Raw genomic sequence first — 24,442 nt, 5'->3', positions numbered from 1 at the left:
CCTCTACTAGTTCAGCAGAGGGTCCTTTTTATTGCATGAAACTTCCAGCAGAATGGAGGGCTTGGTGTCCATTCATCCGCATCAGAAAGTCAATGGCGGACATATTCGGCAACTCGTTTACAAACTTATTTGCGCTTTCCATGCTGTTAAAAGCGAACGCCTGCAACTCCCCTTCAATCATCCAATCCTTTCCGCTCATTGTGACCAGATAGACGCGGATAATCGGTTGAGTATATGTTTCCTCGTAATCTTCTCCGACAATCATCACCCCGACATTCGGCTGCACCGGACTAATCAATGTCTCGATCAATATCATTCCCGCCAGTTCTTTCGGCAATTCCAATTTTCGTTTCATCTCCATCTCCCTTTCTTTGCTGTAACGGTTTTTAACATCGTAACGGATAGGATAGGAGACCACAATGAGGGGTTTTTGACGTTTCGGATAGGGATAATGCTCTTTTTGTCCCCCAAACGGTCTGTTTGGACACTGAAAAGCTACTTTTACATCGAAAAACTGACAACTCCGAATGATTGTTTCAATCAGCTTTCCTATTGATAATGTGGCAATATCATAACCAATAAAGCGGTCCGGAATATTCTAAACCGAAGCTCGTTCCATGGACGTTTTCAGTATGGAGGAGAACATTTCCGCAGTATAATCCGAATCTTCCTTCCGTAGCTCTTTGTTAACGTGCGCATAGGTATGATGAGTCGTCTGAATGTCGCTGTGGCCTAAACGTTCGGATACGTAATAAATGGATCTTCTGCGGTACAGGAGAATGCTGGCGTACGTATGGCGAAGTCCATGAACGGTAATCACCGGCTTGATGTTTAGTTTGGACAGGATGCTTCTCAATTCCTTGTTGACGCCTTCATTGCTCAATACACGCATTTTGGAGGCAGGGCTATAGAATACCAGCCCTCATAGCCGGGCGCCGATTTATCGAACAATGTCCGGAATAATTGCATCGTCACGGAATCCATCTTCAGCACTCTGTTGAATTGTGGGTTTTTTGTTGGACCGAATCCAGAACCGCGCTTATAATCCCATGTCTTGTTGATGGTGATCTCGTCGCGGTCGAAATCGAAATCATCCCGCGTTAATCCCACCAATTCCCCATACCGCATACCGGAAGTCAGTGCCAACAGCAGCACGTAATGGACAAGCCGCATATTCTCCAATGAAAAAAGGTTCCTCGTAAAAATCACGCTATCGGCATAACTCAAATGTTTTTCCTCGGACCGCTTCGGGAGCTTCCCGATTTTCAAGTCCGCTTTCCGTGTGAAGTCTATTCGGATATATCCCTCGTCAATTGCGTCCCTCACACAGTCACGAACTTGCATATTCAACTTCTTCACTGTGGATCTCGACAACCCATTTCCAGAATCGAACAGAAACTGTTGGTATTCGCGTTTGGTGATGTTCTGCAAGGGTTTATCGCCGAAATGCTTTGCGAGGTGTTTCTGTACCGCTCATAGGTCTTCAAATGCTGGTGTTTGTGGTAAGTTTACACCCACTCGCCAAAATATGCTGCCAGTGAAACATTGGTGCGCTTGAGAAGGAATCCCCAGCGCAATTCTTCTGCCACAGTAAGGGCAGCGTCTACACATTCCTTTTTTGTTCGGAAGCTGCCTTTCCGAAGCGGTTTCGCTTTTCCGTTGATATAGCGGCTGACGGAATATTGCCAAGTTTCCCCTCTTTTTGTGATACTGGCTATACTTAAATCCCTCCTTGTTGGTAAGAGAATGAACAGCTTCCAGCACAAGAATCCCTTAAAATTCACTCTTATCGCGTCTGTAATCCGCATCTTTTTTACTGTCCGAAAATGAACCGAAAACCGCTCCAAAAAAGTTGTTGCAGGACCTATTTGTCGGCAAAATCGATGGATTTCAGCGTCTGACAACCCAGTAGTGCCAAGGGTTTTGGAAGTCCAGCCCTATGAATCGTGTCATCAACTGAATTGGGTACCCCTAGCTATACCCAATTGATCGTATGAAACTGCAGATAATTTTAAGGAAAAATCGAGTGTACCTAGTACACCCCTAAAATCACCAAAAACATGTCGGAATGTCTACTTCTTTGCATTTAAAAAAAGAAAGAGTTGAGTAAGGAAAGAACCATTATCGTACTTAACTATTTTTGTCTTTCAGAATAAACGAGATTAAAAATCGCAGAGTTGAAAATGGAGTTTATGTTAAAGGAAGTAATGGATGCGTGAAGAGTAGGAAGAGGTATGAATCTCATGCGGTAATAAATATGGATATTCAGCTGTTTCACTTGCGATGTCTAGAATGAGGCTGGTACTTCAATTGCATGTATGAAATGGATTGATAGCCGATTATAAGAAATAAAAAAGAGTAATTCCATTTTTTGGAACTACTCTTTTTTCTTAGTAGAAGACTTTATTTAAGTCTGATCGTCTAAATACTTTATTTTCAAAAGACTATAAATTTGAAGATACTTCTTTTTTTTATTGCTTCTAAATATCAAAATTTTGCTTTTAAAAAAAGTCATTACTAGTTGTTTTAATTCTTAGTTACAAAAAACTTTTGTGAAAATATAAAAAGGGTCCAATAATGTGTGCCTCTATATATGTCTAAACTTAGTGAGATGTGGTTTCTATTTGACTTTATAATACTTTCATAGAAAGTTTGTGGCCATTCACCAGCTAAATAAGGTAAGACGGGGTTTTTGCTTATATCCCAGTAAAAGAGATAACCTTCAAAATCTTTTCCTTTCCCCATATTTACTTGTTCATGAAATTGGTCGAGATTGTCCAAAATATAAAGTAAGAAAAGGTCTTCTTGGTCGACATACATGTAAGTATTGATTTCTTCAAAGTTTGTATAAGATAGAGATTTGATTTTTTCTGCTAAGTGCAATTCGATGTTTGACAGTATCGTCATTGTTAAGGTTCCTTTCTTTATTAAGAAGTCAATTTAATTCAATTACTTGATTGGTTAGTTTAGAAGCTGAAAATATTCACTAGAACGTGTCTTATTTTTCTCATACACGCTAATGAATAGGTATTAAACTTTACAGCTTTTCTCATTTGAACTTAGGGAAGTTTCTCCTTTCTTCAGCAGTTCAAAAAGTATACTTGGGCTATATCGATATTTCTAGATTTATTTTGAAAGAATATCTCTTTTAGGATGTTAAATATTTTTTTAAAAAAATTGTTTAATTTGCTAGGGTTACTTATAGTAAAATCTTCTTAAGCTGGAAAATGAATATGAGTTTATAGTTATAACACAAAAGGGTAATATCATAAGTAATTTATCAATCGTTTTAGCAGCATAATGCAATTGGCCAAATGTAGCTTAAAGTGTTTGCTCCAGACCCTATTAGTCGGTCTGCATGGTCATTTTTTGGACATGTAACAATCAGTGGGATCAAGGGTTTTGAAGGTCCAGACCTGTGGACGGTACCATGTAGTTAATTGGGTAAGTCTGAAACATACCCAATTAATCCTGGAAAATGTTTATTTTGAAGAGCGCAATAACAAAAAAATTGAGTGCGGAAAGGGCCATTATCGCACTCAACTTTTTCTTATGCTTTATTAGATGATTGCAAAGAAAACGCTTGACAAAAATGAAAAAAGAACTGCCGCAAGCAGTTCTTTTTTTGTGCTTTAATAAGGGCTATCCGGAAACGCCTTTCGGCTGTAGATGACAACCGTAGTAGAGTATTCATTTTCGGAATAGCACATGATCTGATTTTTAGTTTTTGTCTTCTTACTTAATCTGCATGAGTATGGTGAACAGTAGAGCCACTGTAAACTGTTCTTTCATTCATTTGTTTCACTTTAAAGTTTTAATGGCTTACTCACCGACCATGCCGTCATTATCATTATCCCGCATATGGGGGTATAACCAATGGTCGCTCATGATGGGCATGCTGAAACCTGCTGCTTCTGCTTCTTTGGTGGTCACCTGTCCATTGCCGTTTGCATCCACACTGGAAACATCACCGGTTGTGTCGGCAGTGGTGCGGCCCGGCAGGTTCACTGTCTGGGTTGGGCTGCGTGAATCAGCAGGCTCACTGCCTGTTAAACCGAGTGATGCGTTTACTTCATCCGGGTTCACGTTGTCAAAGGCATCAACGACTTCGTTGCCTATGACTGTATAGGTATACTGGTAACTGGAAGGGATCTGCGTTTCCGTATCCGGATAGGTGATGATGGCCTCAAAATTAGTAGCAATGACACGCAAGAGCTGCCCGTATTCATTCGTAAAGGCCCAGTATTCTCGGTCCCCATACCCGATATCAACAACGGTGTTGGCTTCGCGATATCCAGACAAATCACCGCCATCCACCTCGATCAGGTCATATCCGTCTAACCGTTCCTCATTGGGGAGTCGGTATTTCCACTGCTACGGGTTTCTCGACAACCGCAGGAATCGTTTCTTCTTTTTCTCTGCTTTCATCTGTTTCAGTGGTGGTACTTAACAAAAAAGTTTCTCCTTCCGATAGTTAATGTAAGGAGGAGAGAAAAGATGGTCATTGATTTTTCGCAACTGGATAACGGAGTTATCGATAGAATGGCATTATTTATGGGGATATTGATTATTGGTGGAGTTTTCATATCGCTAATTGTAGAAATAATATTGAAGATACTAAAGCTGCCTGACTTTATTCGGAAGATGGGAACCACGATTTCCATACTTGGATGGGCTTATTATTGGGTAACACAGCTGTTAAACAAATTTTAATCCATATTACATTAAACAAATTGGCGCTAGAGAAAAAGGAGTTGAACAGTTGGCCGTTCTTTTAAAGCAAGATACAACACTTGGCAAGCAAGGGAAAGCGATTACTAACGAATTGAAAGAACTGCGAGAGAGAGTAGCTAAAATTCAAGCGCAAAATAAACCTGCTGCCTATAAGAAAGCGACCATTTGGACAGTGTTATTTGGACTGCCCTTCTTTTTCTTATTTCCATTCTTTCATCTGGTGATGTGGTTTTTTCTCTTCAATCGAACTCTCAACAGAGGCACTATTGACTATAAAAAGATGCTTAAGATTAAAATGCAGGAGCTTGAACCCATACGAAAAGGGTTCAACGGGGAATCTCACGTCACAAGCATTCTGGTTAACGGGTTAAGTGATCAATACATCATCGTCAATGATATTTCAGTAGAAACGAAAAAAGGTTCGCTTACTCAAATTGATCATCTCCTTCTATGTCCCAATGGAAAAATAGTGTGTATTGAGACGAAGAATATAAAGGGGAAGTTTTATCCTCACAAGAATGGGTGGCTCTGGTACCCAATTGATAACTATGTGAACACGGGCGACAAACAGCATGTGATCAACAGTCCTCAGAAACAATCGATTTATCACGCCAAGCAATTAGAATACAACTTGAATAAAATGGGGGAAAAGGTAGAAGTGGAACCCATTGTGGTGCTAACGAATCCGGAAGGTCAATGGAAAGGAAATCAAACGCCATGTCCGGTGATTAATGCCAAGCAGTTACTGGGTTATGTGAAGTCACAAAGTCAGGGGACAATACTCAATTCGAAAGAGCTGAAACAGATGGGAGAAGTTATCTTGTCACTCGATAAAACGGAGCTTGGCAATTCAGCGTACGTCATGAACAAAAATACTGGTTTATAATCCTCTGCCGCGAACTAAATGGTAAGCCGCACTGAAAAAGACTTGATTGAGAAGGCAATCAACTTCACGGAAATATCTTAAGAAAATATTGTATTATTATATTTAAAATATCTAGGAGGTAAGTTATGAAAAAAGTAACAGTATGTATAATGATGTTGGTTTTAATGATTACTTTACTACCGTCACAACAAACAGAAGCAGCAGCAGTAAACAAGCATTACATAGTAAAAATTGACAAGCTAGATGTACGTGAAAAAGCTAGTCCAAAAGCAAAAATAGTAGGTTCTCTGAAAAAAGAAACGACTGTTTATGTTTATAGCACTGAGCCTGGTGGGTGGGCAAAAATTAAATATAAGAATAAAGCTGGATTTATCGCATCAAGTGGCTTAAAAGAAAAAACAGTCTCAAAAAGCAAATGGAACGGAAAATGGTCGAATAAATTTGGTAATGTTACAATATCTAATGAAACATCAACAAGTTATAAATTTTCTATTAATGTAGGAATGGGTGGTCATGTAGGAGAGATTGAAGGAACAGCAAAAATTAAAAATGGCGAAGGAATATATACTGAGTATATAAAAGATTTTGAAGGACTTTTTAATGATCCAACCTGTCGGATTACTTTTAAAAACACCGGTAAATCTATTACAGTGAAAGAGTCAGGAGCGTGCATGTATTATCATGGCATGGCTGCAACATTTGATGGCGTCTATAAAAAATAAAATCTAAAATAGTCGGCATGTTGAAAGAGAATATGAAAGCCAATGAAGAAAGCGGGTGTTATATTTACTCGCTTCTTTTTTTCTGGCTGCAGGACAATAACAAAAGAGAATCAACCAAAAACATTTCATTTTCCGGCTGAAAAAGTTGGTGTAAATGTGTGTCAATTTGCTTTCTTTGATCCAAAACTGTTCCGAAGCCAAATTTTGAAGCACCCATCCCAACACCTGATCCTGTATACTAGTACGCTTTTTTAAAAAAATACCGGCAACCTAATGGTCACCGGTAATGTTAATGTATAATTTTCTGTGAGTTATTTTAGATGTCTGTAAAAAGATTTAATACTATGCAATACATCAAAGCGATTAAAAAGTTTACCTTCAAATCTCTTAATTGATCCAAAATTTTTTCCGAATTCTGCGCCATGATCGCCACTTATAACATAGTTAATTACATATTTATTACTTTAACCTCTGGAATCCAGGTGCGTGATCTGAGATCGATTAAATACCGAACAAAGGCCGCTTAATAAAGAGATATCATGATTACTACTGTTTTCTTAGCAGGAGGAATGTTTGTCCCTTATTTGTAACTCCGCAATTCATAGGAAAGACGATTTTTAGAATCTATGACTTTCACTAGTCCATAACCTGGCGCAAAGTAATAATGAATTGTAAATGGTAGATTTTTAAATTTTTCTTCGATATGCACTACATTCTTAAAAGTCCCCGCAGGTGTTGTAATTGTTCCAGTTGTTGTACGTAAGTATGAATTCCCAATAGGTACATATTTTTCAGTATCCCAGTCAAATTCAAGGATAGGAGTAGGTTTATTTTGAACTAATGGTGTACTAATGTCTGTCCATATCCAATCACTATTGGGAAGACCCATCTGAAAACGTTTTGACGAGAATGACATAGAAATAGAAGGAACAACATAGTCATATTCATTTACACGTTCATATTCATCTTCATAGACACTGCTTTGAACATTTCCCTGCAATACTTTTCCATCAAAATAATATTTCATCCATTTGATTTTCGTTGGGCGCAATTCAATGAAAGTTTTCAGCGTTTGCGGTGAAACGTTTTGCTTTGTTGCTGATAATTGATTGGAAGGTACGTAGCCTCTTAAGGACCCGCTGGTTACAAAAGACCAGTTAGAAAGCTGTGAATGCACATTTACTTCTATGTTCTTATTGAGAGAACCAGTTTTCTTCCCACTAGTGCTTGCCGTATTTCGAAGGATCACGCTAGCGTTTGTATACTTTTTAAATGGCTTAGAAGCAGTGATCAATTTAGAATCGACATAGCCTATCACATTGCCATACCGCACCAAGTGCCAGCTGCTGATAACTTTCCCGAAATCTTCTACTACCATATTTTGTTTTAGATTGGCGACGGTCTTTGATTTTGCAGATGCAGTTTCTTTTATCGTCAGCCCGCTCTTAGAGCTTACAATTTTAATTTCGCTGCTTGGAACGACAAGATTACTTGTAGCGACATACCCTTTTTTATTGTTTGCTTGAACATAAGACCATCCGCCCTTCACTGTGTTCAGCTGCGTTACTAAAGAACCTTTAGGCAAACTGAGTATAACTTTGGCCTTTGGACTGGCAGCTACACGGAGCGGTGTAGTGACTTGTGTTTTCTTTACTTCAGAAGTAACGGAAGCTTCCGTAGCGGATGCAAATATAGGCAGTAAAAGAAACAAAATAACGACCATACTTAAAATCTTCTTCAACTAAACCCCTCCTTAAATTTATTAGTGGTTATTTCGACCTAATAATAATGTCCCATTAATTGTATCAATAGTTTATAATTTTACAACTGTTAAATTTAATAAAGAAAAAATTCAAAAGACAAAATGGAAATATTTCATATTCAACTAAAAGATACGGTTGGGCAATAATATTTAGATTTAAACGACTTTATTATGTTTTTAAGTATAGTGAATTATGTTACATCAAAAATTAAACAGCTTTATTTAACTCTGTCCTTAAACAGAATGGGGTTATACGTTTTTGAAGTTTTAAATTAAATCGCTAAGATTTCTTTTTTATAGCTGGAAGGAAGCTATTGATAATAGAGGATTATCTATACATAATTGTAGATGATTTATTAATGTTTTTTGTCTAAAGCTGTTACAAATGTAACGGCTTTTTATAATTCCCTGAAAACATATTAGTAGGTTTTTCGTAATTTAAAATGGAATAGATTGTTAGTTATATGATTATAAGGTATGGTGATTTTAAAGCTTTATAGGGAGTGGATTACTGTCAAAAAGAAATTATGGAGTGGAATTTTGGCATCTTTGATATTAGTAGGGTGTAGCGATTCAACGGATAAAACTCAAGCAGAGGATGCACAAGTTTCCAGTGAAGAAGCGGTAAATATAGAAGAAGAATACAAGCAACTGAACAAGGAAGGAAAAACTGATGCTGTTGTTTTTAAATACAATAAGGATTTCATGAAAACAACAAATAGTCCGGAAAACAATGACGGCATTGCAAGGGAATATAGTCGGGCGGTAGAAACCCTGTTTCAAAAAGACATGAATAAATTTTATAGCAGCACCCATGAACTGGTGGATTATTTAATTTTGGACGAAACAACTTATCAATTAATTATGGAAGAAAAGAATGATCAAATTGCTCAGTTAAAAAATGAAATTAAAAGGTTGATAGAAAAAGAAGAGTACCAATCGATTCGTGAAATGAAAACCCATGGCTTCGAAAAAGAAGACAGTGAGCTTAATGCCATGGTTGCCTATGCCGATGCCTTATACGCGTTTTCAGTAGGGGGAACAGTTGATTCGTTACTCATTCATTTACAAGTGTCTCCTTCCTACACCGGATTATATTCAAAGGAAATAAAAGAATTGGCCAACCAAAGTGCCGTCGTTTCTTGGGAGACAGAATATAACGACCACAATGGGATAAAAAACTCAAATCCAGCAGATATCCCTCTCACAATCGGATTGACGGATGAAGAAGTGATTTCTTCTACTTCTTGGGGAGAACCACAGACGGTTCATCGTACAGAAACTGCAGCAGCGGTTAGAGAACAATGGATCTATCCAAACTTCAATTACCTGTATTTTGAAGACGGTTATTTAGTGACGATCTCTACGACAAATTAAGTAAGCAAAGATAAAAATGATGGTTTCTTAAACGTATGGGAAATAATCAATTTTAACAAGAAAGTCTCTTTAAAATACTAGATGTAGTTATGCACTAAAGTGAATGTTAAATAAAAATTAGGGGGACTTATAACTAAATGAAAGATATTTTCTCATACAATAAAGATATTACAAAAAATGCCTATATGAATTGGCGGACCCAACGTTATGATCATATTCATAATATGATTGTAGTTGCAGAAGGTTTTAGTGATTCAGCTTTACTGCTAGTAAAAGAAACCTTAAAAGATAACACAGGGAAAAGAGCTGATAGTTTGATTTTCCCAATCCTATTTAATGCGAATCACAGTATTGAAGTGTATTTAAAAGCGATTTGTTGGACTCAAAACCAATTATTAGACAAGAACGAAACTTTCGAGGGAAACCACGACTTAAAAGGGCTCTTTACAAAAGTAATCAATCTAGAAAACGAGTTGAATAACTCGAGTGATAAAATAGCATTCCAAAAGATGCTAAGTAATTTGAGAGTATACATCGACGAACTTTATGGAAAAATCGAAAGAACAATTATCAAAAAAGGAAAAGACAAAACGATTCATGATATTACATTCTCACGTTATTCTTTAACCAACGATCTGGAACCACAATTCTATATCAATACACTTGATAACGTAGTAGTGGATTTAGAAAACTTCCTTAAAGTATTCAAAGAAATCTTTGATAACCTTCAATCTCTCTCAACTCATTATTTAATGTTGCTTGAAAGTAAACAAGATTCTGAGCATGAAGCAAGGCAGATTCAAGCAGAAATAGAGTCTGAATTTCGTGGTGATTAAAATGTCGTTATAGAAATAAAAAGAGCTAAGAATGTATCAGTAAAATATATTCAGTATTGTCTCTAAAAGGTGAGGTGAGGTAATGGAACCTAATAAAATAGAAGGTTCTTTGAGTGTCGTTGAAAAGAACGTCCCTTTTAAATTAACGGAAACTGAGATGGAACTGCCATCAGAACTAGTCGCCCGTTTCGACTTGTATCCAGAAAACATTCGACGACCCGTTAACAAAACAATTTTTAGAAATGATTACTTTAAGTTGGTTTACAATATGAAGGCAAAAGATCTAGAGGTATTGTCTAGGGGAGACATTGTTTATTCAGCCATTCCTTATGATACAGCAAAAAATTATATCCAACATGCAGCTATACAGTACTTACTCCATCCAGAAGAGACACGTGAATATCTCAATATGCATAAAAATAATATAGAAACATACATTAAACTGAGTATTTTTCAAATTACTAATAAGCGGGTTAATAAAAACTCGGTTAAATTCAAACAAGCTTACAATGCCATCTTTCAAAATCCATTTTTTGAAATTCAAATTCTTGGACGACTTTTGCAACACGATGAAACTGGACCACTTTCTGCAAATCTTGCAGGTAAATTCCTATTCAGTGAAAATGTAAATACTGGAATATCAGAGTATGTTTACGAATATCTTAGATTTGTCGTTCAACTCACTTCAACACTACCGATTACAACCGATGGCAAGAAGATTAAAATAGTAGAATCGAATCTGTTAGGGAATACTTTTTCTACTAATGGAAATAAGGGTGCGTTTTTAACCTCTCAATCAGCTATTGATTCTGGATTAATTTTAATACCTCAAGAAGTAAAAATGAGTTTAGAAAAACCGATCATTGGCGAGAAGCATTCACTGAGCTTAAAAAATACACCGATCTTAAAATCAAAATCTGGCAACGCACTTACTGAACTTAAGAAAAATTATATTCCGCATAGCATTCATCCTAAACATACAGAAAAATACTTTGAAAAGGTTCTTTCTACAGAGAATATAAATTTATTAAATGTGGTCTCCGATATTCACTCTCTTGACAGGAAGTTTCCTTTCGTTAATAAAAATTTCAATATATTGGCCGGTGATATTTCAAATTCTCGAGTCACAAATAAAGATATTGAAGGCATTTATGTAATTGGAAACCATGAATTAATAGATGTATTACCGAATAATAGAAAAAAGATACAAGATGAAAAGTTTAAACCTTTTCTAAATACTCCATGGTTTGAAAATTTTTTAGAAAATCCTGATGCGTCATGGTATATGTTGCCAGTGGGCGACCACAGGTTCTACGAGGTGGTAAAGTTTGAACTTGAAAAACGATTCCCTCGGATGAGCATACTAAACAATAATTACGTAGTTCACGATGGAATACGCTATATTGGGCTTACAATACCTGTAGCATTAGTTAAGAGGAAGAAAGAACAGCAACAATATATTCTTAACTACTTGAATAAATTACTTGAGAATGATTATGACATCCCAACAATAATTGTTTCGCATGCACCGCTGTTTAACGAACTGAGTATGCTTTCAACAAAAAGCCGGGCGTATAATAAGGATTACAATTGTACAGAACCAAAGATTGAAAAATTATTTAAGGAATACAATATACTTGGCGCTATACATGGTCACCATCATATACCAGCATCGGCTGGCCGAAGCAAAATCGTGAACTTTGGAGACAAGGAGCTCTTTGTGGTGTGCTCCATTTATTCTAGTATAAATACAGGCTTTGAGTTAATGGATTTGATAAATTTCTAGCATTCAAACTAAAAAATGAGTCAAATAAATAAAATACTTTAATTATTGCAATTAAAAATCGCCATAACACATGATATGAAGAGCCGTATCAATAATAAATAAGGTTTTTTAGAAACTGGAATTAACAAAGAGAAGATCCTCTACTTGAAGGTTCTTTTCTTTGTTAATTTTATGGAGATTATTCTATCAAAAACGATGGTTATTGAAAGATTCAAGAAGATGACGAAAGTCTTCTTCTTTTTTTATTTCTTTTTTATCAAAACTTATTTCACAAACTATATATCTTAAATCTATGAGAATGATAAAGGTTGGGAACTTAGTCAGGTAAAACAATAGTAGATGCATTAGTTCAAAATTTTTTTACAGTTCAGCTTAAGAGAAGATAACATATTGCATACTTTTATTATTGGAGAAATGGAAATGAAATGACCCGAAAGCACAATATAGTGTGTTATAGAAAATACGTTCTCACTACATATTGATAAGTTTCGGTTTTCGTGATACCATATGTTTACAGGTTAGAAATAGATTATAAAAAATAATCCATAAAGGAGGCATTTGTATCACAACAGAGATTAAACTTACTCGCCATATCGATTCAAAAGTTGAAAGAGAACTTTGGGCAAGAGCAGCTGGTCGGTGCCAGTTTTCAGGATGCAATCGATTACTCTATAAATCACCGGTTACCCAAGAATCAGTAAACATTTCAGAAAAAGCTCATATCTATTCATTTTCGAAATCTGGACCACGAGGGTGGGGACCTTTTAAAACACGGCTATCGGATTTAAACGGTATTGAGAACTTAACATTAATGTGTCATGACTGCCATAAACTCATTGATGCTGATAAAAATGGGGAAAAGTATTCTGGATCATTACTTCAACAGTGGAAACGTGAACAAGAGAAACGAATTGCTATTGTAACGGGAATAGCCTCCGATAAAAAGTCTCATATTGTTTTTTATGGAAGCAATATAGGAGAACAATTTTCTCCATTAAATAAAGAGGAAGCAATTCAAGCTATATTCCCGAATCGATATCCTGCCGAAGAAAATCCAGTTGCCATTTCCATGGCTTGGTCTCAACAAGATCATTCACCAGAATTTTGGGCTGCAGAATCTGCAAATCTGAAATCCGAATTTAAAAGCGAGGTCGAAAAAAGGATTCGAAATAAAAATGGAGCTCATTTTTCGTTATTTTCTTTAGCGCCGATGCCTTTGCTGATTCAGTTAGGAACATTATTTACTGATAAAGTTGATGTTGATGTCTACCAACCCATTAGAGAACCGAAGACTTGGACGTGGCAGGAATTTCCGGAAGGCTTCGAATTTCAAATTAAGCAACCAGCTGCTTTTGTTCATCCCCCTGTACTTGTCATCTCATTAAGTGACAAAGTTTCGTATGACAGGATTCATAGTATCTTAGGGCAAGAAGTATCCATCTGGGAACTAACAGTGAAAGATGACTTGGTGGGTAACGATATCATTAGATCTAAAGCACAGTTGGCTATGATGCGGACGGTAGTTAGGCAGCTTATGAGATCTATAAAAGAAAAGCACGGCTTTTCAACTCCATTAAGCATTTTTCCAGCAATGGCAGTTTCTTGTGCAGTTGAAATGGGAAGAGCAAGAATGCCTAAAGCAGAAATGCCATGGGTTATCTATGACCAAAACAACCGTGAAAGAATGTTTATAAAAACCTTGCTCATTGAATGATAACCAACGATTCAGATAGCAAAATCTAAAGACGTTGGCTATAAGAGATATAAAAAAATGTTAAGCGGATTAAGGGGGATTTTATGTTACAAACATATTCAAAGGATCATCAGTTAGACGAGCTATTTCAAAGTATTTGCGAAGAGCTACAAATAAGTAAAAGCCAATATGACCAGGCTGAGACTTCTTATAATGCTGTAGCTAATTGGTTATCAGATGATGAGGAACGTTTCCCAGATATTGATATCGATATCTATCCTCAAGGTTCTCTTAAAATTGGTACTACTGTTCATCCAATTTTGAACCAAGAGTTTGATTTGGATTTTGTTTGTGAATTAAATTTGGATTGGGAAAAGTATGATAATCCTGTTGAAGTACTTGATTTGATTGAAGAAAGACTACTTGAACATGATGTCTATGCTCCTATGGTCGAACGGAAAAATAGGTGCATTCGATTGAATTACAAACGGAACTTTCATATGGATATTTTGCCTGCCTGCCCGGTCAAGAAAGATTCGAATGGGTGTGTAAAAGTTCCGGACAGAAAGTTAATTGATTGGAAGGATAGCAATCCAAAGGGCTATGCTAATTGGTTTGAAGAGACAGCTAAGGATTATGATGTTTCTTTCAATAATCAAATTCTTATGGAGAAAAGTGCAGAAATTGAGAAGATGCCAGGGATAGAACCGATACAAATCAAACCACCTTTGAAAAGGGCTGTTCAGTTAATGAAGCGACACCGTGATATTTATTTTGAAGAATATCCTAAAAAAGCTCCTATTAGTATTGTACTTACCACGTTAGCGGGTGAATTTTATGGCAACCAATCTTCCGTTAATGATGCAATCGAAGGTATACTAGACGGAATTTTGAATGCTGCTCAATCAGGTAAAATTACAGTTTATAATCCACAGAATAAATTGGAGGTATTAAGTGAGCGTTGGAACGAGAAACCAGAGCTGTATGATTCCTTCCTTCTCTTTATTCGTGATTTTCGAGAAAAATGGACAGAAATTAGCGATGCGAAAGAAAAAGGGTTTATAGAAGTAGCTTCTCTTTTGAAAGAAATGTTTGGGGAAGAACCAATAAACAAAGGAATGAACAAACAGGCTAAAGTTAATGAAGCATATAGACAAGCGGGTAAGTTAGGAATCACGGCTGCAGGTGTAATGAGCTTTACCCCCATCGTTGCAGCTGAAGAAATTACTACTGTAAAACGGAATACGTTTTATGGTGAATGATAAATTTAATCAGAAGCCGAAAAGAAAGAATGGAAAAATTAAAGAAAAAAATCTTTCTTTAGGGGAGCAATCTTATTCATTGGTTAATCGCTTTCCCCAGTTTCAAGAGTCTTTATCAGAACAGAAAGTGACGTGGATAGGCACATTACAGCCTCAGCCTCTCAGTCCCGAATATACCATTAAGATTGAATATGAAATGCAAGGACCTCCCAGTGTATGGGTGTTGAGTCCGCAATTGAAATCTTATAAAAATAAACCTATTCCACATATGTATGGCCAAGATACCCTTTGTCTTTTCTATCCCAAAGCAAAGGAGTGGAAGCGCAGTATGTGGATTTACAAGACCACCATACCATGGACAAGCCTGTGGCTAACATATTATGAGTTATGGGTGGTAACTGGTGAGTGGTTAGGTGGGGGAATTGATCATGGAAACCCTGTAGTTGAAGAAAATCCTGAATACTATAAAAGTTAAGAGACAAAAATCTGTTCATAATTAAGTAATTACCTAAAAGAAGTATCATTGAGAAAATAGAGGAGGAAAAAATATGCCTAAACATTCGGGTGGTAAAGTTGGCAAAGCAGGTAAAACTCTAGGAAACAAATCTTCAACTAAAAAACAAAAGAGTGAAGCAGCCAAAACTTTGAAAAATCATCAAGACAGTAAGCATTAATAATACCTACTTAATTGAATTATACCTAAGCGAAAAAGAGGATTTCAGTAAATTGAAATCCTCTCTTTATTTGAGTTTCTTCTATATTATAGTGTAACGGATTCTTCTTCTAATACTCTCACTAATTTATAGAAGCTCGTCTTTTTCACTCCAGCTTCCTGCATGGCTTCCACAGCAGTTAATTCTTTTGCTTTCCATTTTCTATAAACCTCTTTGAATTCTTCGGAGACAACAACAGGGGTTCTGCCAAACTGAATACCATTTTGTAACGCCAAGTCGATACCTTCACGCTGCCGTTTCCGAATCCGTTCCCGTTCCTCTTCAGCCATCCAGGAAAGAATCTGCAAAACCAAGTCTGCAATGAATGTCCCCATGCTGTCTTTGTATTGCGTTGTATCGAGTAACGGCATATCCAGCACGACAATATCGGCTTCGATGTTTTTCGTCAGGTCGTTCCATTCCTGGAGGATTTCTTCTTTGTTCCGCCCAAACCGGTCCAGCGAGTGGATATACAAAATGTCTCCTTTCCGGATAATCCGTTTCAGTAATTGATAGTTCACCCGTTCAAAGTTTTTTCCACTCTGCTTGTCCAGATAAATGTCCCGTGCATTGATGCCCATTTTCCGCATGGCTTCCAATTGCCGGCCTTCGTTTTGATCTTTGCTGCTGACACGGATGTAGCCAAATTTGCGATGCTCCATATTTCACCTCGAAGAATGATTGTTTCCTCTCATTATACCCGAAAAGCGTTCGTAAAAGTGTCTGCAAATCCGCGAACGTTCGTAAAGTGTTTTGACACGTTTACGAACGCTCTTTTTGGTCATTTTCAGCCCTTTTTGGAGCGTTCGTAAAAGTGTACTTTTACGAACGCTTTTATAGTACTGATATCTATTGAATTTAAAGTTATCTTACTGTTTTGTTAAATGTTAAAATTAGGAATAGATAGAATCTAGTTAGTGGTTTACTAACAAACGAAAAGCTAAAGGCAGGTTATCAAATGAGTGAACTAAAATACAAAATGGAATTTAAAGATTTTTGTCGGCATTCTGATCTTGGCGAGTTGATAAATCGCCCCGTATCCATTTCCGGGGGGCTTTTGCATAGAATGTATGCCGTTGAAACCACTTTAGGGAAATACGCAGTCAAACTATTAAATCCCAGCATAATGGTCAGACATACAGCCCTGGAGAATTATATAAATTCAGAAAGAATCGCTTTTCTTGTTTCAAAAAACATACCTGCCCTCCCCGCCGAAAAAAAGGGTGGAAACATGGTACAAAATGTTAATGGTCAATTTTATCTGGTTTTCAAATGGATAGATGGAAGAAGTTTGGAACAAGAGAGAATTGATGCTAACCATTGCGAAATAATCGGCCGGATTCTTGCTGCCATCCATCAGACTGATTTCTCCGAGTTGGCAATAATGAGGGATAAAACGAACAGCGTTCCTCTAACTGATTGGGATTTTTATTTGCAGAAAGGAAAAGAAGAAGATGCAGAATGGGTGGAGCTACTCCTTGAAAACCTTCAAAACCTGAAAGACTGGAACTCAAGTGCAACTGCGGCCTCAAATTATTTGTCGTCACATCTGGTTCTTAGCCATCGGGATCTAGATCCTAAGAACGTGCTGTGGAACCACTACAATCCTGTACTCATTGATTGGGAGTCGGCTGGTTTTATTCATCCAATGCCAGATTTGATTGAAACCGCCATCTACTGGTCTGTAAATGACAGTGGAGAAATCAATCAGCAAAGATTCTTTTCCTTCATAAATGGATATGAAGAGAACTGTGGTGAACTGCATGGCGATTGGGAAATAGTATTAGCTACAGGTTTTTCCGGTAAGTTAGGGTGGCTTGAATACAGTTTAAAAAGATCATTATGGATAGAATGTACAGACGAAGAAGAACAGAAAATGGGAACTGCTCAAGTAATCGGTACCCTTCATGAGATAAAGATCTACGCTGAACAAATTCCAAATTTAGTGCATTGGTTAACTAACAAACAATGAAGCGATATATACCAATAAAAGGGGGTGTTAGGAGGACGAGAATTTTCAACAGAGATTTTTCCCGCTGTATGAAATTTACTCTATCATGGAGTTGCTATTCTACTTCTCTACAAGAGAGTACTTTGCAAAAGTACCGAAAGAAATGATTAGAAGGAAATTTGATTGGCAATCCATACTATTAAAGTAATAACGTTGTTAGCAAATTTATCTAGCAATGCTCGAAGCTATAAGAGGAGGAAGTGGATGAACAGGATAGATAATAAATTAAGAGCCTATATGGAGAACCTGGCAAGTTCTAATCATTTTAATGGAGTGGTCTTAGCAGCACACAAAAATGAGGTATTACTCCAAGGAGCCTACGGAACGTCTTCCTTTCAATATGATATTCCCTTAGCGGCCGATACGAAGTTTCGAATAGGTTCTTTAACAAAGGCTTTTACAGCAATGGCAGTCCTTATTTTACATGAAGAAGGAAAGTTAGACGTACATAAACCGATCAATCAATTTTTCCCTGATTTGGAGTATGATCATCGAATAACTATTCATCACCTACTAACAAACATTTCCGGCCTTTATAATTTTACAGATTCCCCTGACTATTGGGAAACAACGATGAGAAAGCAAACAAGCCTGAAGGATATTTTAATGTCCATAAAGAATTTTCCGCTTAATTTTGAGCCGGGGGAAAAAATGGCATACAGTAACACAGGCTATCTCGTATTAACGGCTATTATCGAAAAAGTCACCGGTCTTTCCTATTCAGATTTTCTTCAAAAAAGAATATTGGACAAGTTAGGATTAACAAACACAGGGATAGATAATGGAAGAACGATCGTGAAAGGTTTAGCAACCGGATATACTGTTTGGGAAGAAATCGTGAATACGGAACATGTTGATATGTCCTTTCCATTAGGTGCATATGGCATGTATTCGAGTGTCGGTGACTTATTTATATGGGCTCAAGCATTACAGAATCATAGGCTGATCAGTAAAGAGCTACAAACCCAAATGTTCTCCGATTTTGAAAATGGTTATGGTTATGGATGGTTCATAGATCCGGAAAAACAAATTGCCAGCCACTTTGGTGATATTAATGGCTTTGTAGGTCATTTTGTACTTGATTTGAAACAGGAAATCACTGTGATTGTACTTAGTAATATCAATATTACGCCAGTGACCAAGATTTCTAGTGATATTAAAAGTATTTTGTCTAACAACCATCAATTGGAAGAAACTACTTATACAAAGAAAGAGCTGCCGAAACTGGATGAAATTATAGGGAAGTATTCTAATGGAACGGAAACGATTGAAATAAGCTACAATCAAGAGCTATTTTCGACTGTTCCAAAAATGTATGGAGTTCCTTATAAATTTAGGCTTGTACCTTCGGATAATGCTCAGTTCATAAGCGATATCATTTACGAATAGTATTCGTTTACCAATCACAAATTAGAGTATATTGACTGTTACGGTAACAAAAGTGTTTATTCTAAAGTTTAGTATGATATTTCAAAGTTGGTTTACATATCAGCAATTATCAGAAGCTACATAACGAACAAGAGAGAAGAGGCTGAGCGAAGCACCACAGCTGCTCTTTTTTGTTTTAGAAAGTGTCTTTTTATGAACGCTTTAATTTTAAAAATAAATGAAAATTGATGGTTACATACTTATCGGAACAAGATTCGATTATGGTAAGGTTGAACATAGAGGCCAAGGTAAAGGCCAACAACTTCTAATCAAATTAAATTCGCAGTAGGAGTTTGAAAATTAAGGATGTGAAACTTGTAGGATGCGTAATAGGAGAAAGTATATAATTGAAATTTTTGAAGAAGCAATGTCTTGCGTATTAAAGGGAGAGACAGCATTCGATGAGGCCGAGAAATTTTGGCTGGATATGTACTTAATGAAACCAACCGTCTTTCAGAAGGTATTACCGATGCAAGAAGAGGAAATTCTACAAGTGGCCGAGCGTATGGAAAAGAAAAAGAGAACCGCCAATTGAACTGAGCTTTATTTAATAGACCGTTCATCTAAAAAGTACCCTGCAGCTAACGCTGCGATGAGATGATTTTCCGGTATTGCGCCGGAATTGAATTCCATCGCTTGCGTGTTCCATTGTAATAGTCCATGTAGTCATTTACGAGCACTTTCAATTATAAAAAAGCTGAACTTGTATCATAGATGAATGACAGGCAAGGAGGAGTTCAGCTTTTCAGAGAAAGTTACCTATGCAGTTTTCTTGTTATTTCGACCGAAGAGCAAGAATCCGCCCGTCAAAGCTACCAGCAGGCCAAGCATCGTGTAAAGAGGGCCATTGGATGCTGTCGTCGGCATTTCGTCGCCCATCATCACTTGTCCGCGAATTTCTCCATCCGGATATTGTTCCGTATGAAGGTTGACGTAAATATCTCCTGCCACCATGGCTTTGGTAAATTCCTCCCAGCTCATACCCTCCGCCAAATCTGCTTCGGTCAGTGTGCCTGAAGCCACTTCTCCGTTATAATCCACAGGTTCGGCATTTTCAAATAACGTCATGACCACAGGGCCGTTCTCACCAGGAGCCCCGCGGTGGAAATGTCCTGCCAGCGTGTTTTCCAGATTGTGTGCATTTACCGTGAATTCCAAAGACATTCCATCTTCACTGAACTGAACATGCGCCTCTCCTGTTGCATTGCTCTCCACTTCCATGGGTTCCTGGTCTGGTGTCAGTTCGGCCATGAAAGCCTGCCCTTCATGAGCAGCAAAAACCGATCCAGCAAACCCCGCGACTGCCAACACTGTAGCTACCGGTAAAGCCATCCATTTCTTCATCTATCCATCTCCTTCTTGCAAATTTCGCCAGTTGGCGATACCATAATTATACAACGAACTATTCTGAAATATACGAATATTATGTTAAAATGAATAAATTAACCTGAATGGAGACCTATTTTTTCCAGTTAACAAATGACGAAGTAATGGATGCACTTGGAAGAGCAGAAATTTTCTCTTCACCTGTTAGGTAAACCTTAGCTTATGGTTGGGGGAACTTTCAATAGGGCTCATGGGACAAGGAAGAACAAAAACAATCTATTCGATTAACTGAGTGGGAGTGAGAGGCATTGAGGCGAAAACTCGGGGTGATGCTCATCTTGATGGGATTGTTGTTCACAGGCTGGAACGGTTACGTGTGGCTTTCTGAACTGTCTTCCGGCCGGGAGCCCATCGGCGAACATGATATCGCAGAAGCTAGTGAAAGTGATAATCTGGCAAATGAAAGCTTGGATGTTTCAACGCATACTCCGGAAGATCCGCCGGCGAAAAAGCTGGAGGACCCTCTTCGAGAAGCCAAGCTCTCTACAAAAAAAGCAAAAAAGCCGGAAGAACCAAAACCACGGGACTATCGGGAATACGAACGGGGAGAAGAGATTGGCTGGCTGCTGATTCCTTCCCTGGACATGAAATACCCGTTGTACTGGGGGACGGATGATGAAACCTTAACCCAAGGAGTGGGATATCATGTGGGGAACTTCACCACACCTCCGGACGGGCAGCGCCACACCGTGCTATCCGGTCACCGTGACACGGTTTTCCGTGAACTGGGCGAGTTGAAAGAAGGGGACAAAATGTACGTGCAGTTTGAGGGCAAGCAGTACGAGTATGAAATCAAGAGGACGTGGATCACGGATGCCGAAGACCGGACGGTCATCGTTAAGAAAGAGGAGCCGACCCTGACTCTGACTACCTGTTACCCGTTTACGTTTATCGGAGCGGCTCCCGATCGCTACATCATTGAAGCCCCGCTTGTGAAATTCACGAAAATGAAGTCTTGACGGCTTGTTTTAAAAATTTTTTTATAAAAGGCTTAGGACGGGTTAGACAGTTAACGGATGCATGGAACTTGGGGCAGAATACTTGAGTTGAAACTGAAAGAATCGAATCGCGTTATACACATGAAAAAGAACAAGCACCCCTTTACACAATCAGGGGCGCTTGTTCTTTTTCTTGATTAGTGGTGATGGTGTCTGTGTTTCTTTTTGCCATAGTCATGATCGTCTTTATCGTCGTAGTCATGGTCATAGTCATCTTCGTCATCATGATCATGTGGTTTATGGCCTTTTTTGTGTGTGTGGTAATAAACGTATTTTTTCCAGTAATAATGTTTTTTGCCGTGTTTGTAATAATGGTGTTTTTTCCAGTAGACATGTTTGTGCTCTTTGTACTTTTTCTTGCCGTGTTTATATTTGTCTTCGTCATCTTTCTCATAATCATGCTTTTTGTCTTTTTTGTCGTAATCATGATACTTATGGTTATCGTCAGAATCCCCGTGTGCCAAAGCTGCTGTAGAGCTAACGCCGAAAATTAGAAAAATTGCCATCAGGATCGTAAAGAATTTTTTCATGCTTTTCTCTCCATTCCATAATTTGATTTTGTTCATTCTCTAGGCGAGTGGGGCATAGAGCTATAAACGTTCCTTATTAGGCACTTTGAGAGACGAGGACCTCCTTTGACGATTTGGGTTATAAAATACAGAAATAGAATATTTCTGTAAATTATTAAAAATAATAGGATTTTGCTTCTTTCTGTGCTCATTCTATAACATAAAGCAGAAAATTGCTAATAATAATCTGAAAAATTGATTTATTTTCTGTTTTTCGTTCGTTTTACTCATTTTTGAAAATTATAATATGACTTATGATTTGGTTATTTAGTAAAAAGTAGGTGAAACTTTCTCGGAGAAAGTATATTAAGTCAGAAGGACTTGGAGAGGACGATTCTGAATTTGGAATGGTTTAAAAATAAAGCTATAGCATCGTTCAATTATTACGTCTGGGAGATTAACAAGAAAGCCATTGCATTCAATGAGAGCTTTGCAATGGAAAGCGCCAGCAAATCCAGCAATCAGAACTTCTTTTTTGAACAACCTGAAAGCCAACCCCATATTCAGCCCCAGTAGTCCGGTAGTAAAAGGGAACGCGAACAATTCACTCGGCTGAATAATGGCGATCATGACAAGCGCGACCAGTTAGGTCAGGAAATCGAGCTGTAGAGAGATAACAGTAGCGATTAAAATAGGCAAGGTACTCAGAGTACTGACCGCGAAACCGGGTCCCCTTGACATTCCCGCTGATTGGAGGATGGTTGCAAAAGCAGCCAGCAATGCACCGTACACAATTTTTCGGGTAGGGCTGACTGGAAAGCCGATATATTTTGAAATCGTTTCTACGCCAGAAGTGCTGAATTGTTTACGTGTCTTGAACCATTTTTTCATAATCGGCTGCCAGCTCCCTTGACATGCTTTTTTAATGCATGCAGAAGGCCATTCACCTCAAAGAGGAAAATGGCCTTCTCTCCAATGTTCAATCCAACCCAAGCGTTCCCTTTATTTTTTTAACAGCTTCGGTGATGGCGACATCCTGGATCGTGGTTTGATCGGGATCAAATTTTTCTTCTGCCGCAACATCGAATTGGAACTGTTCGGCCCAAGGAGCCGGCTTGTTCATCACATAAGCCGCCGTCTGTTCGGTATACAGCTCGCGTGCTTGGTCCGCTGTTTTTCGTCCAGTGGCAATTTCGTGCATCATGTTCAGCGCCAGGATATTTGCGGCTTCCATATCGCAGCGGGCCGAAACTTCGCCTTTGGTCCGCTCGATGATGACGCTCCCGTCGAACCTGGCAATTTCACTGAACTTTTCAGGCGGCACTTGGTAATTGATGACTTGTTCAATGACATCCGAGTGGGGCTGCGGAAAATCGTGGGGGATTTCATCCCGGTAAACAATCGTCCGCTTCCATGGGCCATTGAAGTACCAGATCAATTGGCTGGGGGTGGCTTCATTCGGTGGTCCATAAGCTTCGATGGTTTGTTCGGAAGACTTCTTCGCCATCGCTGGCCAATCTTCCGTAATCTTTTTGACGAGTTCGATGTCCGCAGTAACGGAAGTTCCTTTTTCACCGCCGGCACCGGTCGCGTGTAGCTTAATATTGCTGGCCATTCCGATGGCGGCAGTCTTTAACCGTTCGTTGGGATCCAATTTACTCGCACTGGTTGGTGCTTTTTCATTCGGTTCCATCTTTTCATCTCCTTAAGATTTTTGGCTTTATATATGTTTGATTCTACAGAGCTCTTTTAGTAATAACACGAAACCTTCGCTTTTCTCCTTTTCCCTCGTCTGAATATTGTAAACTTTTAAGTTCTAATGACTCCTAAAGCATTTGTATAATAAAAGAGGACATCTCTCTCTTTGTGTAAATTGGTTTTATCCATGAAATTGAAAATATACGCATGTCCGTGAATGTATACTTTTGCGAACGGTTCTACTATAGGTTTAGAACCGCATAAGGTTAAAAGTTACGGTTAATAATTTTCGAAAAATCGTTCAGAAAATGAATAGAAATAAAATGATTGATGGATGAAAAGGAGGGGAGAGAAATTAATTGGCTGCCGAAGAGATAAAATATGGTAGCGGCTTTATCAGAAGGTTTACAGGCAATAAAGAAGCTTATTTTAAATTGGATAATATCGGAAAATAAATTGCGGAAGATCGACCAGCATTTAGCTTTAAATTTGATGAGAGACTGATTTCAGGGAATTGCATAATGAGGATTTTTCAATGATTTACCGCAATATTGAACTGACTTGGTACAATATCCTCTGAATTTTTGAAAGAGACAGAGGTGAAGGCAAACTTATCTCTGCATCAAAGATTTTGTCGCAGA

25 protein-coding genes and 1 pseudogene are annotated in these 24,442 nt (G+C 38.0%); 14 read left to right on the top strand and 12 right to left on the bottom strand.

Annotated elements, in window-relative coordinates; all coding sequences use genetic code 11:
• Window positions 1-28 precede the first annotated feature (28 nt).
• The 6 genes and pseudogenes from AC3AQ9_RS18420 to AC3AQ9_RS18395 all read right to left on the bottom strand — a co-directional run bounded on the left by AC3AQ9_RS18420 (window position 29) and on the right by AC3AQ9_RS18395 (window position 4,453).
• Window positions 29-355: a hypothetical protein gene (locus tag AC3AQ9_RS18420; RefSeq protein ID WP_488308948.1), complete on the bottom strand. Its 327-nt coding sequence runs from the start codon at window positions 353-355 to the stop codon at window positions 29-31.
• A 243-nt stretch (window positions 356-598) separates the two neighbouring features.
• A complete protein-coding gene (locus tag AC3AQ9_RS18415) occupies window positions 599-883 on the bottom strand; it encodes a tyrosine-type recombinase/integrase (protein WP_488308947.1) in 285 nt (94 codons plus the stop codon).
• Window positions 880-1,431 carry a hypothetical protein gene (locus AC3AQ9_RS18410; RefSeq protein ID WP_488308946.1) on the bottom strand — a complete coding sequence of 184 codons (552 nt, stop codon included), beginning with the start codon at window positions 1,429-1,431 and terminating at the stop codon, window positions 880-882. The genes AC3AQ9_RS18415 and AC3AQ9_RS18410 overlap by 4 nt, the downstream gene beginning before the upstream one ends.
• Before the next feature lie 77 nt (window positions 1,432-1,508).
• Entirely contained in the window at window positions 1,509-1,808 is a 300-nt protein-coding gene (locus AC3AQ9_RS18405; protein WP_488308945.1) for an Arm DNA-binding domain-containing protein, read from the bottom strand.
• 718 nt (window positions 1,809-2,526) lie between these two features.
• Window positions 2,527-2,907 (bottom strand): hypothetical protein, encoded by a 381-nt coding sequence (locus AC3AQ9_RS18400; RefSeq protein ID WP_488308944.1) that lies wholly within the window; start codon window positions 2,905-2,907, stop codon window positions 2,527-2,529.
• Window positions 2,908-3,822: 915 nt separating this feature from the next.
• Window positions 3,823-4,453: pseudogene (locus tag AC3AQ9_RS18395) on the bottom strand (DNA/RNA non-specific endonuclease).
• A gap of 44 nt (window positions 4,454-4,497) precedes the next feature.
• On the opposite strand from AC3AQ9_RS18395, the gene AC3AQ9_RS18390 reads away from it, so the two are divergent.
• From AC3AQ9_RS18390 to AC3AQ9_RS18380, 3 genes are all read left to right on the top strand, one after another.
• Window positions 4,498-4,713, top strand: coding sequence for a hypothetical protein (locus AC3AQ9_RS18390; protein ID WP_488308943.1), 216 nt, complete (start codon window positions 4,498-4,500; stop codon window positions 4,711-4,713).
• 49 nt (window positions 4,714-4,762) lie between these two features.
• Window positions 4,763-5,620 carry a nuclease-related domain-containing protein gene (locus tag AC3AQ9_RS18385; protein ID WP_488308942.1) on the top strand — a complete coding sequence of 286 codons (858 nt, stop codon included), beginning with the start codon at window positions 4,763-4,765 and terminating at the stop codon, window positions 5,618-5,620.
• A gap of 125 nt (window positions 5,621-5,745) precedes the next feature.
• A complete protein-coding gene (locus AC3AQ9_RS18380) occupies window positions 5,746-6,342 on the top strand; it encodes an SH3 domain-containing protein (RefSeq protein WP_488308941.1) in 597 nt (198 codons plus the stop codon).
• A gap of 580 nt (window positions 6,343-6,922) precedes the next feature.
• Here the strand turns inward: AC3AQ9_RS18380 and AC3AQ9_RS18375 are convergent.
• On the bottom strand, window positions 6,923-8,083 hold the full coding sequence (locus tag AC3AQ9_RS18375) for an SH3 domain-containing protein (RefSeq protein WP_488308940.1): 1,161 nt from the start codon (window positions 8,081-8,083) through the stop codon (window positions 6,923-6,925).
• A gap of 498 nt (window positions 8,084-8,581) precedes the next feature.
• On the opposite strand from AC3AQ9_RS18375, the gene AC3AQ9_RS18370 reads away from it, so the two are divergent.
• The 7 genes from AC3AQ9_RS18370 to AC3AQ9_RS18340 all read left to right on the top strand — a co-directional run bounded on the left by AC3AQ9_RS18370 (window position 8,582) and on the right by AC3AQ9_RS18340 (window position 15,732).
• Complete coding sequence (locus AC3AQ9_RS18370; RefSeq protein WP_488308939.1) at window positions 8,582-9,481, top strand: hypothetical protein; 900 nt, start codon at window positions 8,582-8,584, stop codon at window positions 9,479-9,481.
• 137 nt (window positions 9,482-9,618) lie between these two features.
• Entirely contained in the window at window positions 9,619-10,317 is a 699-nt protein-coding gene (locus AC3AQ9_RS18365) for a hypothetical protein (RefSeq protein ID WP_488308938.1), read from the top strand.
• A gap of 82 nt (window positions 10,318-10,399) precedes the next feature.
• Window positions 10,400-12,103: a metallophosphoesterase gene (locus AC3AQ9_RS18360; protein ID WP_488308937.1), complete on the top strand. Its 1,704-nt coding sequence runs from the start codon at window positions 10,400-10,402 to the stop codon at window positions 12,101-12,103.
• A gap of 538 nt (window positions 12,104-12,641) precedes the next feature.
• A complete protein-coding gene (locus AC3AQ9_RS18355) occupies window positions 12,642-13,817 on the top strand; it encodes an SAVED domain-containing protein (protein ID WP_488308991.1) in 1,176 nt (391 codons plus the stop codon).
• 83 nt (window positions 13,818-13,900) lie between these two features.
• A complete protein-coding gene (locus AC3AQ9_RS18350) occupies window positions 13,901-15,058 on the top strand; it encodes an SMODS domain-containing nucleotidyltransferase (protein ID WP_488308936.1) in 1,158 nt (385 codons plus the stop codon).
• Window positions 15,048-15,533 carry a type II CBASS E2 protein gene (locus tag AC3AQ9_RS18345; RefSeq protein ID WP_488308935.1) on the top strand — a complete coding sequence of 162 codons (486 nt, stop codon included), beginning with the start codon at window positions 15,048-15,050 and terminating at the stop codon, window positions 15,531-15,533. The genes AC3AQ9_RS18350 and AC3AQ9_RS18345 overlap by 11 nt, the downstream gene beginning before the upstream one ends.
• Before the next feature lie 73 nt (window positions 15,534-15,606).
• Window positions 15,607-15,732 carry a hypothetical protein gene (locus tag AC3AQ9_RS18340; protein WP_488308934.1) on the top strand — a complete coding sequence of 42 codons (126 nt, stop codon included), beginning with the start codon at window positions 15,607-15,609 and terminating at the stop codon, window positions 15,730-15,732.
• Between the two features lie 86 nt (window positions 15,733-15,818).
• On the opposite strand, the gene AC3AQ9_RS18335 is transcribed toward AC3AQ9_RS18340, so the two are convergent.
• The gene (locus AC3AQ9_RS18335) at window positions 15,819-16,433 is read right to left on the bottom strand and encodes a recombinase family protein (protein ID WP_488308933.1); all 615 of its coding nucleotides are present in this window, start codon (window positions 16,431-16,433) and stop codon (window positions 15,819-15,821) included.
• A gap of 296 nt (window positions 16,434-16,729) precedes the next feature.
• Here AC3AQ9_RS18335 and AC3AQ9_RS18330 point away from each other — a divergent pair, with 296 nt between their 5' ends.
• Both AC3AQ9_RS18330 and AC3AQ9_RS18325 read left to right on the top strand, forming a co-directional pair.
• A complete protein-coding gene (locus tag AC3AQ9_RS18330) occupies window positions 16,730-17,743 on the top strand; it encodes a phosphotransferase (RefSeq protein ID WP_488308932.1) in 1,014 nt (337 codons plus the stop codon).
• A gap of 243 nt (window positions 17,744-17,986) precedes the next feature.
• The gene (locus tag AC3AQ9_RS18325) at window positions 17,987-19,171 is read left to right on the top strand and encodes a serine hydrolase domain-containing protein (RefSeq protein ID WP_488308931.1); all 1,185 of its coding nucleotides are present in this window, start codon (window positions 17,987-17,989) and stop codon (window positions 19,169-19,171) included.
• A 798-nt stretch (window positions 19,172-19,969) separates the two neighbouring features.
• Here the strand turns inward: AC3AQ9_RS18325 and AC3AQ9_RS18320 are convergent.
• Window positions 19,970-20,554 carry a CHRD domain-containing protein gene (locus AC3AQ9_RS18320; RefSeq protein WP_488308930.1) on the bottom strand — a complete coding sequence of 195 codons (585 nt, stop codon included), beginning with the start codon at window positions 20,552-20,554 and terminating at the stop codon, window positions 19,970-19,972.
• A gap of 290 nt (window positions 20,555-20,844) precedes the next feature.
• Between AC3AQ9_RS18320 and srtD the strand changes: the two genes are divergently transcribed.
• On the top strand, window positions 20,845-21,555 hold the full coding sequence (gene srtD / locus AC3AQ9_RS18315) for a class D sortase, LPxTATN-specific (protein ID WP_488308929.1): 711 nt from the start codon (window positions 20,845-20,847) through the stop codon (window positions 21,553-21,555).
• Window positions 21,556-21,731: 176 nt separating this feature from the next.
• Here srtD and AC3AQ9_RS18310 read toward each other — a convergent pair whose 3' ends face one another.
• Window positions 21,732-22,124 carry a hypothetical protein gene (locus tag AC3AQ9_RS18310; protein ID WP_488308928.1) on the bottom strand — a complete coding sequence of 131 codons (393 nt, stop codon included), beginning with the start codon at window positions 22,122-22,124 and terminating at the stop codon, window positions 21,732-21,734.
• Window positions 22,125-22,505: 381 nt separating this feature from the next.
• Between AC3AQ9_RS18310 and AC3AQ9_RS18305 the strand changes: the two genes are divergently transcribed.
• A complete protein-coding gene (locus tag AC3AQ9_RS18305) occupies window positions 22,506-22,679 on the top strand; it encodes a hypothetical protein (RefSeq protein ID WP_488308927.1) in 174 nt (57 codons plus the stop codon).
• A gap of 69 nt (window positions 22,680-22,748) precedes the next feature.
• On the opposite strand, the gene AC3AQ9_RS18300 is transcribed toward AC3AQ9_RS18305, so the two are convergent.
• Together AC3AQ9_RS18300 and AC3AQ9_RS18295 are read right to left on the bottom strand one after the other, a co-directional pair.
• Complete coding sequence (locus AC3AQ9_RS18300; protein WP_488308926.1) at window positions 22,749-22,994, bottom strand: hypothetical protein; 246 nt, start codon at window positions 22,992-22,994, stop codon at window positions 22,749-22,751.
• Between the two features lie 88 nt (window positions 22,995-23,082).
• Window positions 23,083-23,796 (bottom strand): hypothetical protein, encoded by a 714-nt coding sequence (locus AC3AQ9_RS18295; protein ID WP_488308925.1) that lies wholly within the window; start codon window positions 23,794-23,796, stop codon window positions 23,083-23,085.
• Window positions 23,797-24,442: the final 646 nt, after the last annotated feature.

It is taken from the genome of Planococcus sp. VCh962, assembly GCF_057748275.1.
Note: the sequence above shows the minus strand (reverse complement) of the source record. Positions and strands in the feature narration are given on the sequence as shown.

Excerpts from the sequence above, each read along its gene's own strand:
- AC3AQ9_RS18345 (WP_488308935.1), top strand. The coding sequence starts at position 15,048 with ATGGTGAATGATAAATTTAATCAGAAGCCGAAAAGAAAGAATGGAAAA.
- AC3AQ9_RS18325 (WP_488308931.1), top strand. The coding sequence starts at position 17,987 with ATGAACAGGATAGATAATAAATTAAGAGCCTATATGGAGAACCTGGCA.
- AC3AQ9_RS18420 (WP_488308948.1), bottom strand. The coding sequence starts at position 355 with ATGAAACGAAAATTGGAATTGCCGAAAGAACTGGCGGGAATGATATTG.
- AC3AQ9_RS18330 (WP_488308932.1), top strand. The coding sequence starts at position 16,730 with ATGAGTGAACTAAAATACAAAATGGAATTTAAAGATTTTTGTCGGCAT.
- AC3AQ9_RS18365 (WP_488308938.1), top strand. The coding sequence starts at position 9,619 with ATGAAAGATATTTTCTCATACAATAAAGATATTACAAAAAATGCCTAT.
- AC3AQ9_RS18400 (WP_488308944.1), bottom strand. The coding sequence starts at position 2,907 with ATGACGATACTGTCAAACATCGAATTGCACTTAGCAGAAAAAATCAAA.
- AC3AQ9_RS18390 (WP_488308943.1), top strand. The coding sequence starts at position 4,498 with ATGGTCATTGATTTTTCGCAACTGGATAACGGAGTTATCGATAGAATG.
- AC3AQ9_RS18335 (WP_488308933.1), bottom strand. The coding sequence starts at position 16,433 with ATGGAGCATCGCAAATTTGGCTACATCCGTGTCAGCAGCAAAGATCAA.
- AC3AQ9_RS18370 (WP_488308939.1), top strand. The coding sequence starts at position 8,582 with ATGGTGATTTTAAAGCTTTATAGGGAGTGGATTACTGTCAAAAAGAAA.
- AC3AQ9_RS18300 (WP_488308926.1), bottom strand. The coding sequence starts at position 22,994 with ATGAAAAAATGGTTCAAGACACGTAAACAATTCAGCACTTCTGGCGTA.
- AC3AQ9_RS18320 (WP_488308930.1), bottom strand. The coding sequence starts at position 20,554 with ATGAAGAAATGGATGGCTTTACCGGTAGCTACAGTGTTGGCAGTCGCG.
- AC3AQ9_RS18340 (WP_488308934.1), top strand. The coding sequence starts at position 15,607 with ATGCCTAAACATTCGGGTGGTAAAGTTGGCAAAGCAGGTAAAACTCTA.
- AC3AQ9_RS18380 (WP_488308941.1), top strand. The coding sequence starts at position 5,746 with ATGAAAAAAGTAACAGTATGTATAATGATGTTGGTTTTAATGATTACT.
- AC3AQ9_RS18295 (WP_488308925.1), bottom strand. The coding sequence starts at position 23,796 with ATGGAACCGAATGAAAAAGCACCAACCAGTGCGAGTAAATTGGATCCC.
- AC3AQ9_RS18360 (WP_488308937.1), top strand. The coding sequence starts at position 10,400 with ATGGAACCTAATAAAATAGAAGGTTCTTTGAGTGTCGTTGAAAAGAAC.
- AC3AQ9_RS18405 (WP_488308945.1), bottom strand. The coding sequence starts at position 1,808 with ATGCGGATTACAGACGCGATAAGAGTGAATTTTAAGGGATTCTTGTGC.
- AC3AQ9_RS18350 (WP_488308936.1), top strand. The coding sequence starts at position 13,901 with ATGTTACAAACATATTCAAAGGATCATCAGTTAGACGAGCTATTTCAA.
- AC3AQ9_RS18310 (WP_488308928.1), bottom strand. The coding sequence starts at position 22,124 with ATGAAAAAATTCTTTACGATCCTGATGGCAATTTTTCTAATTTTCGGC.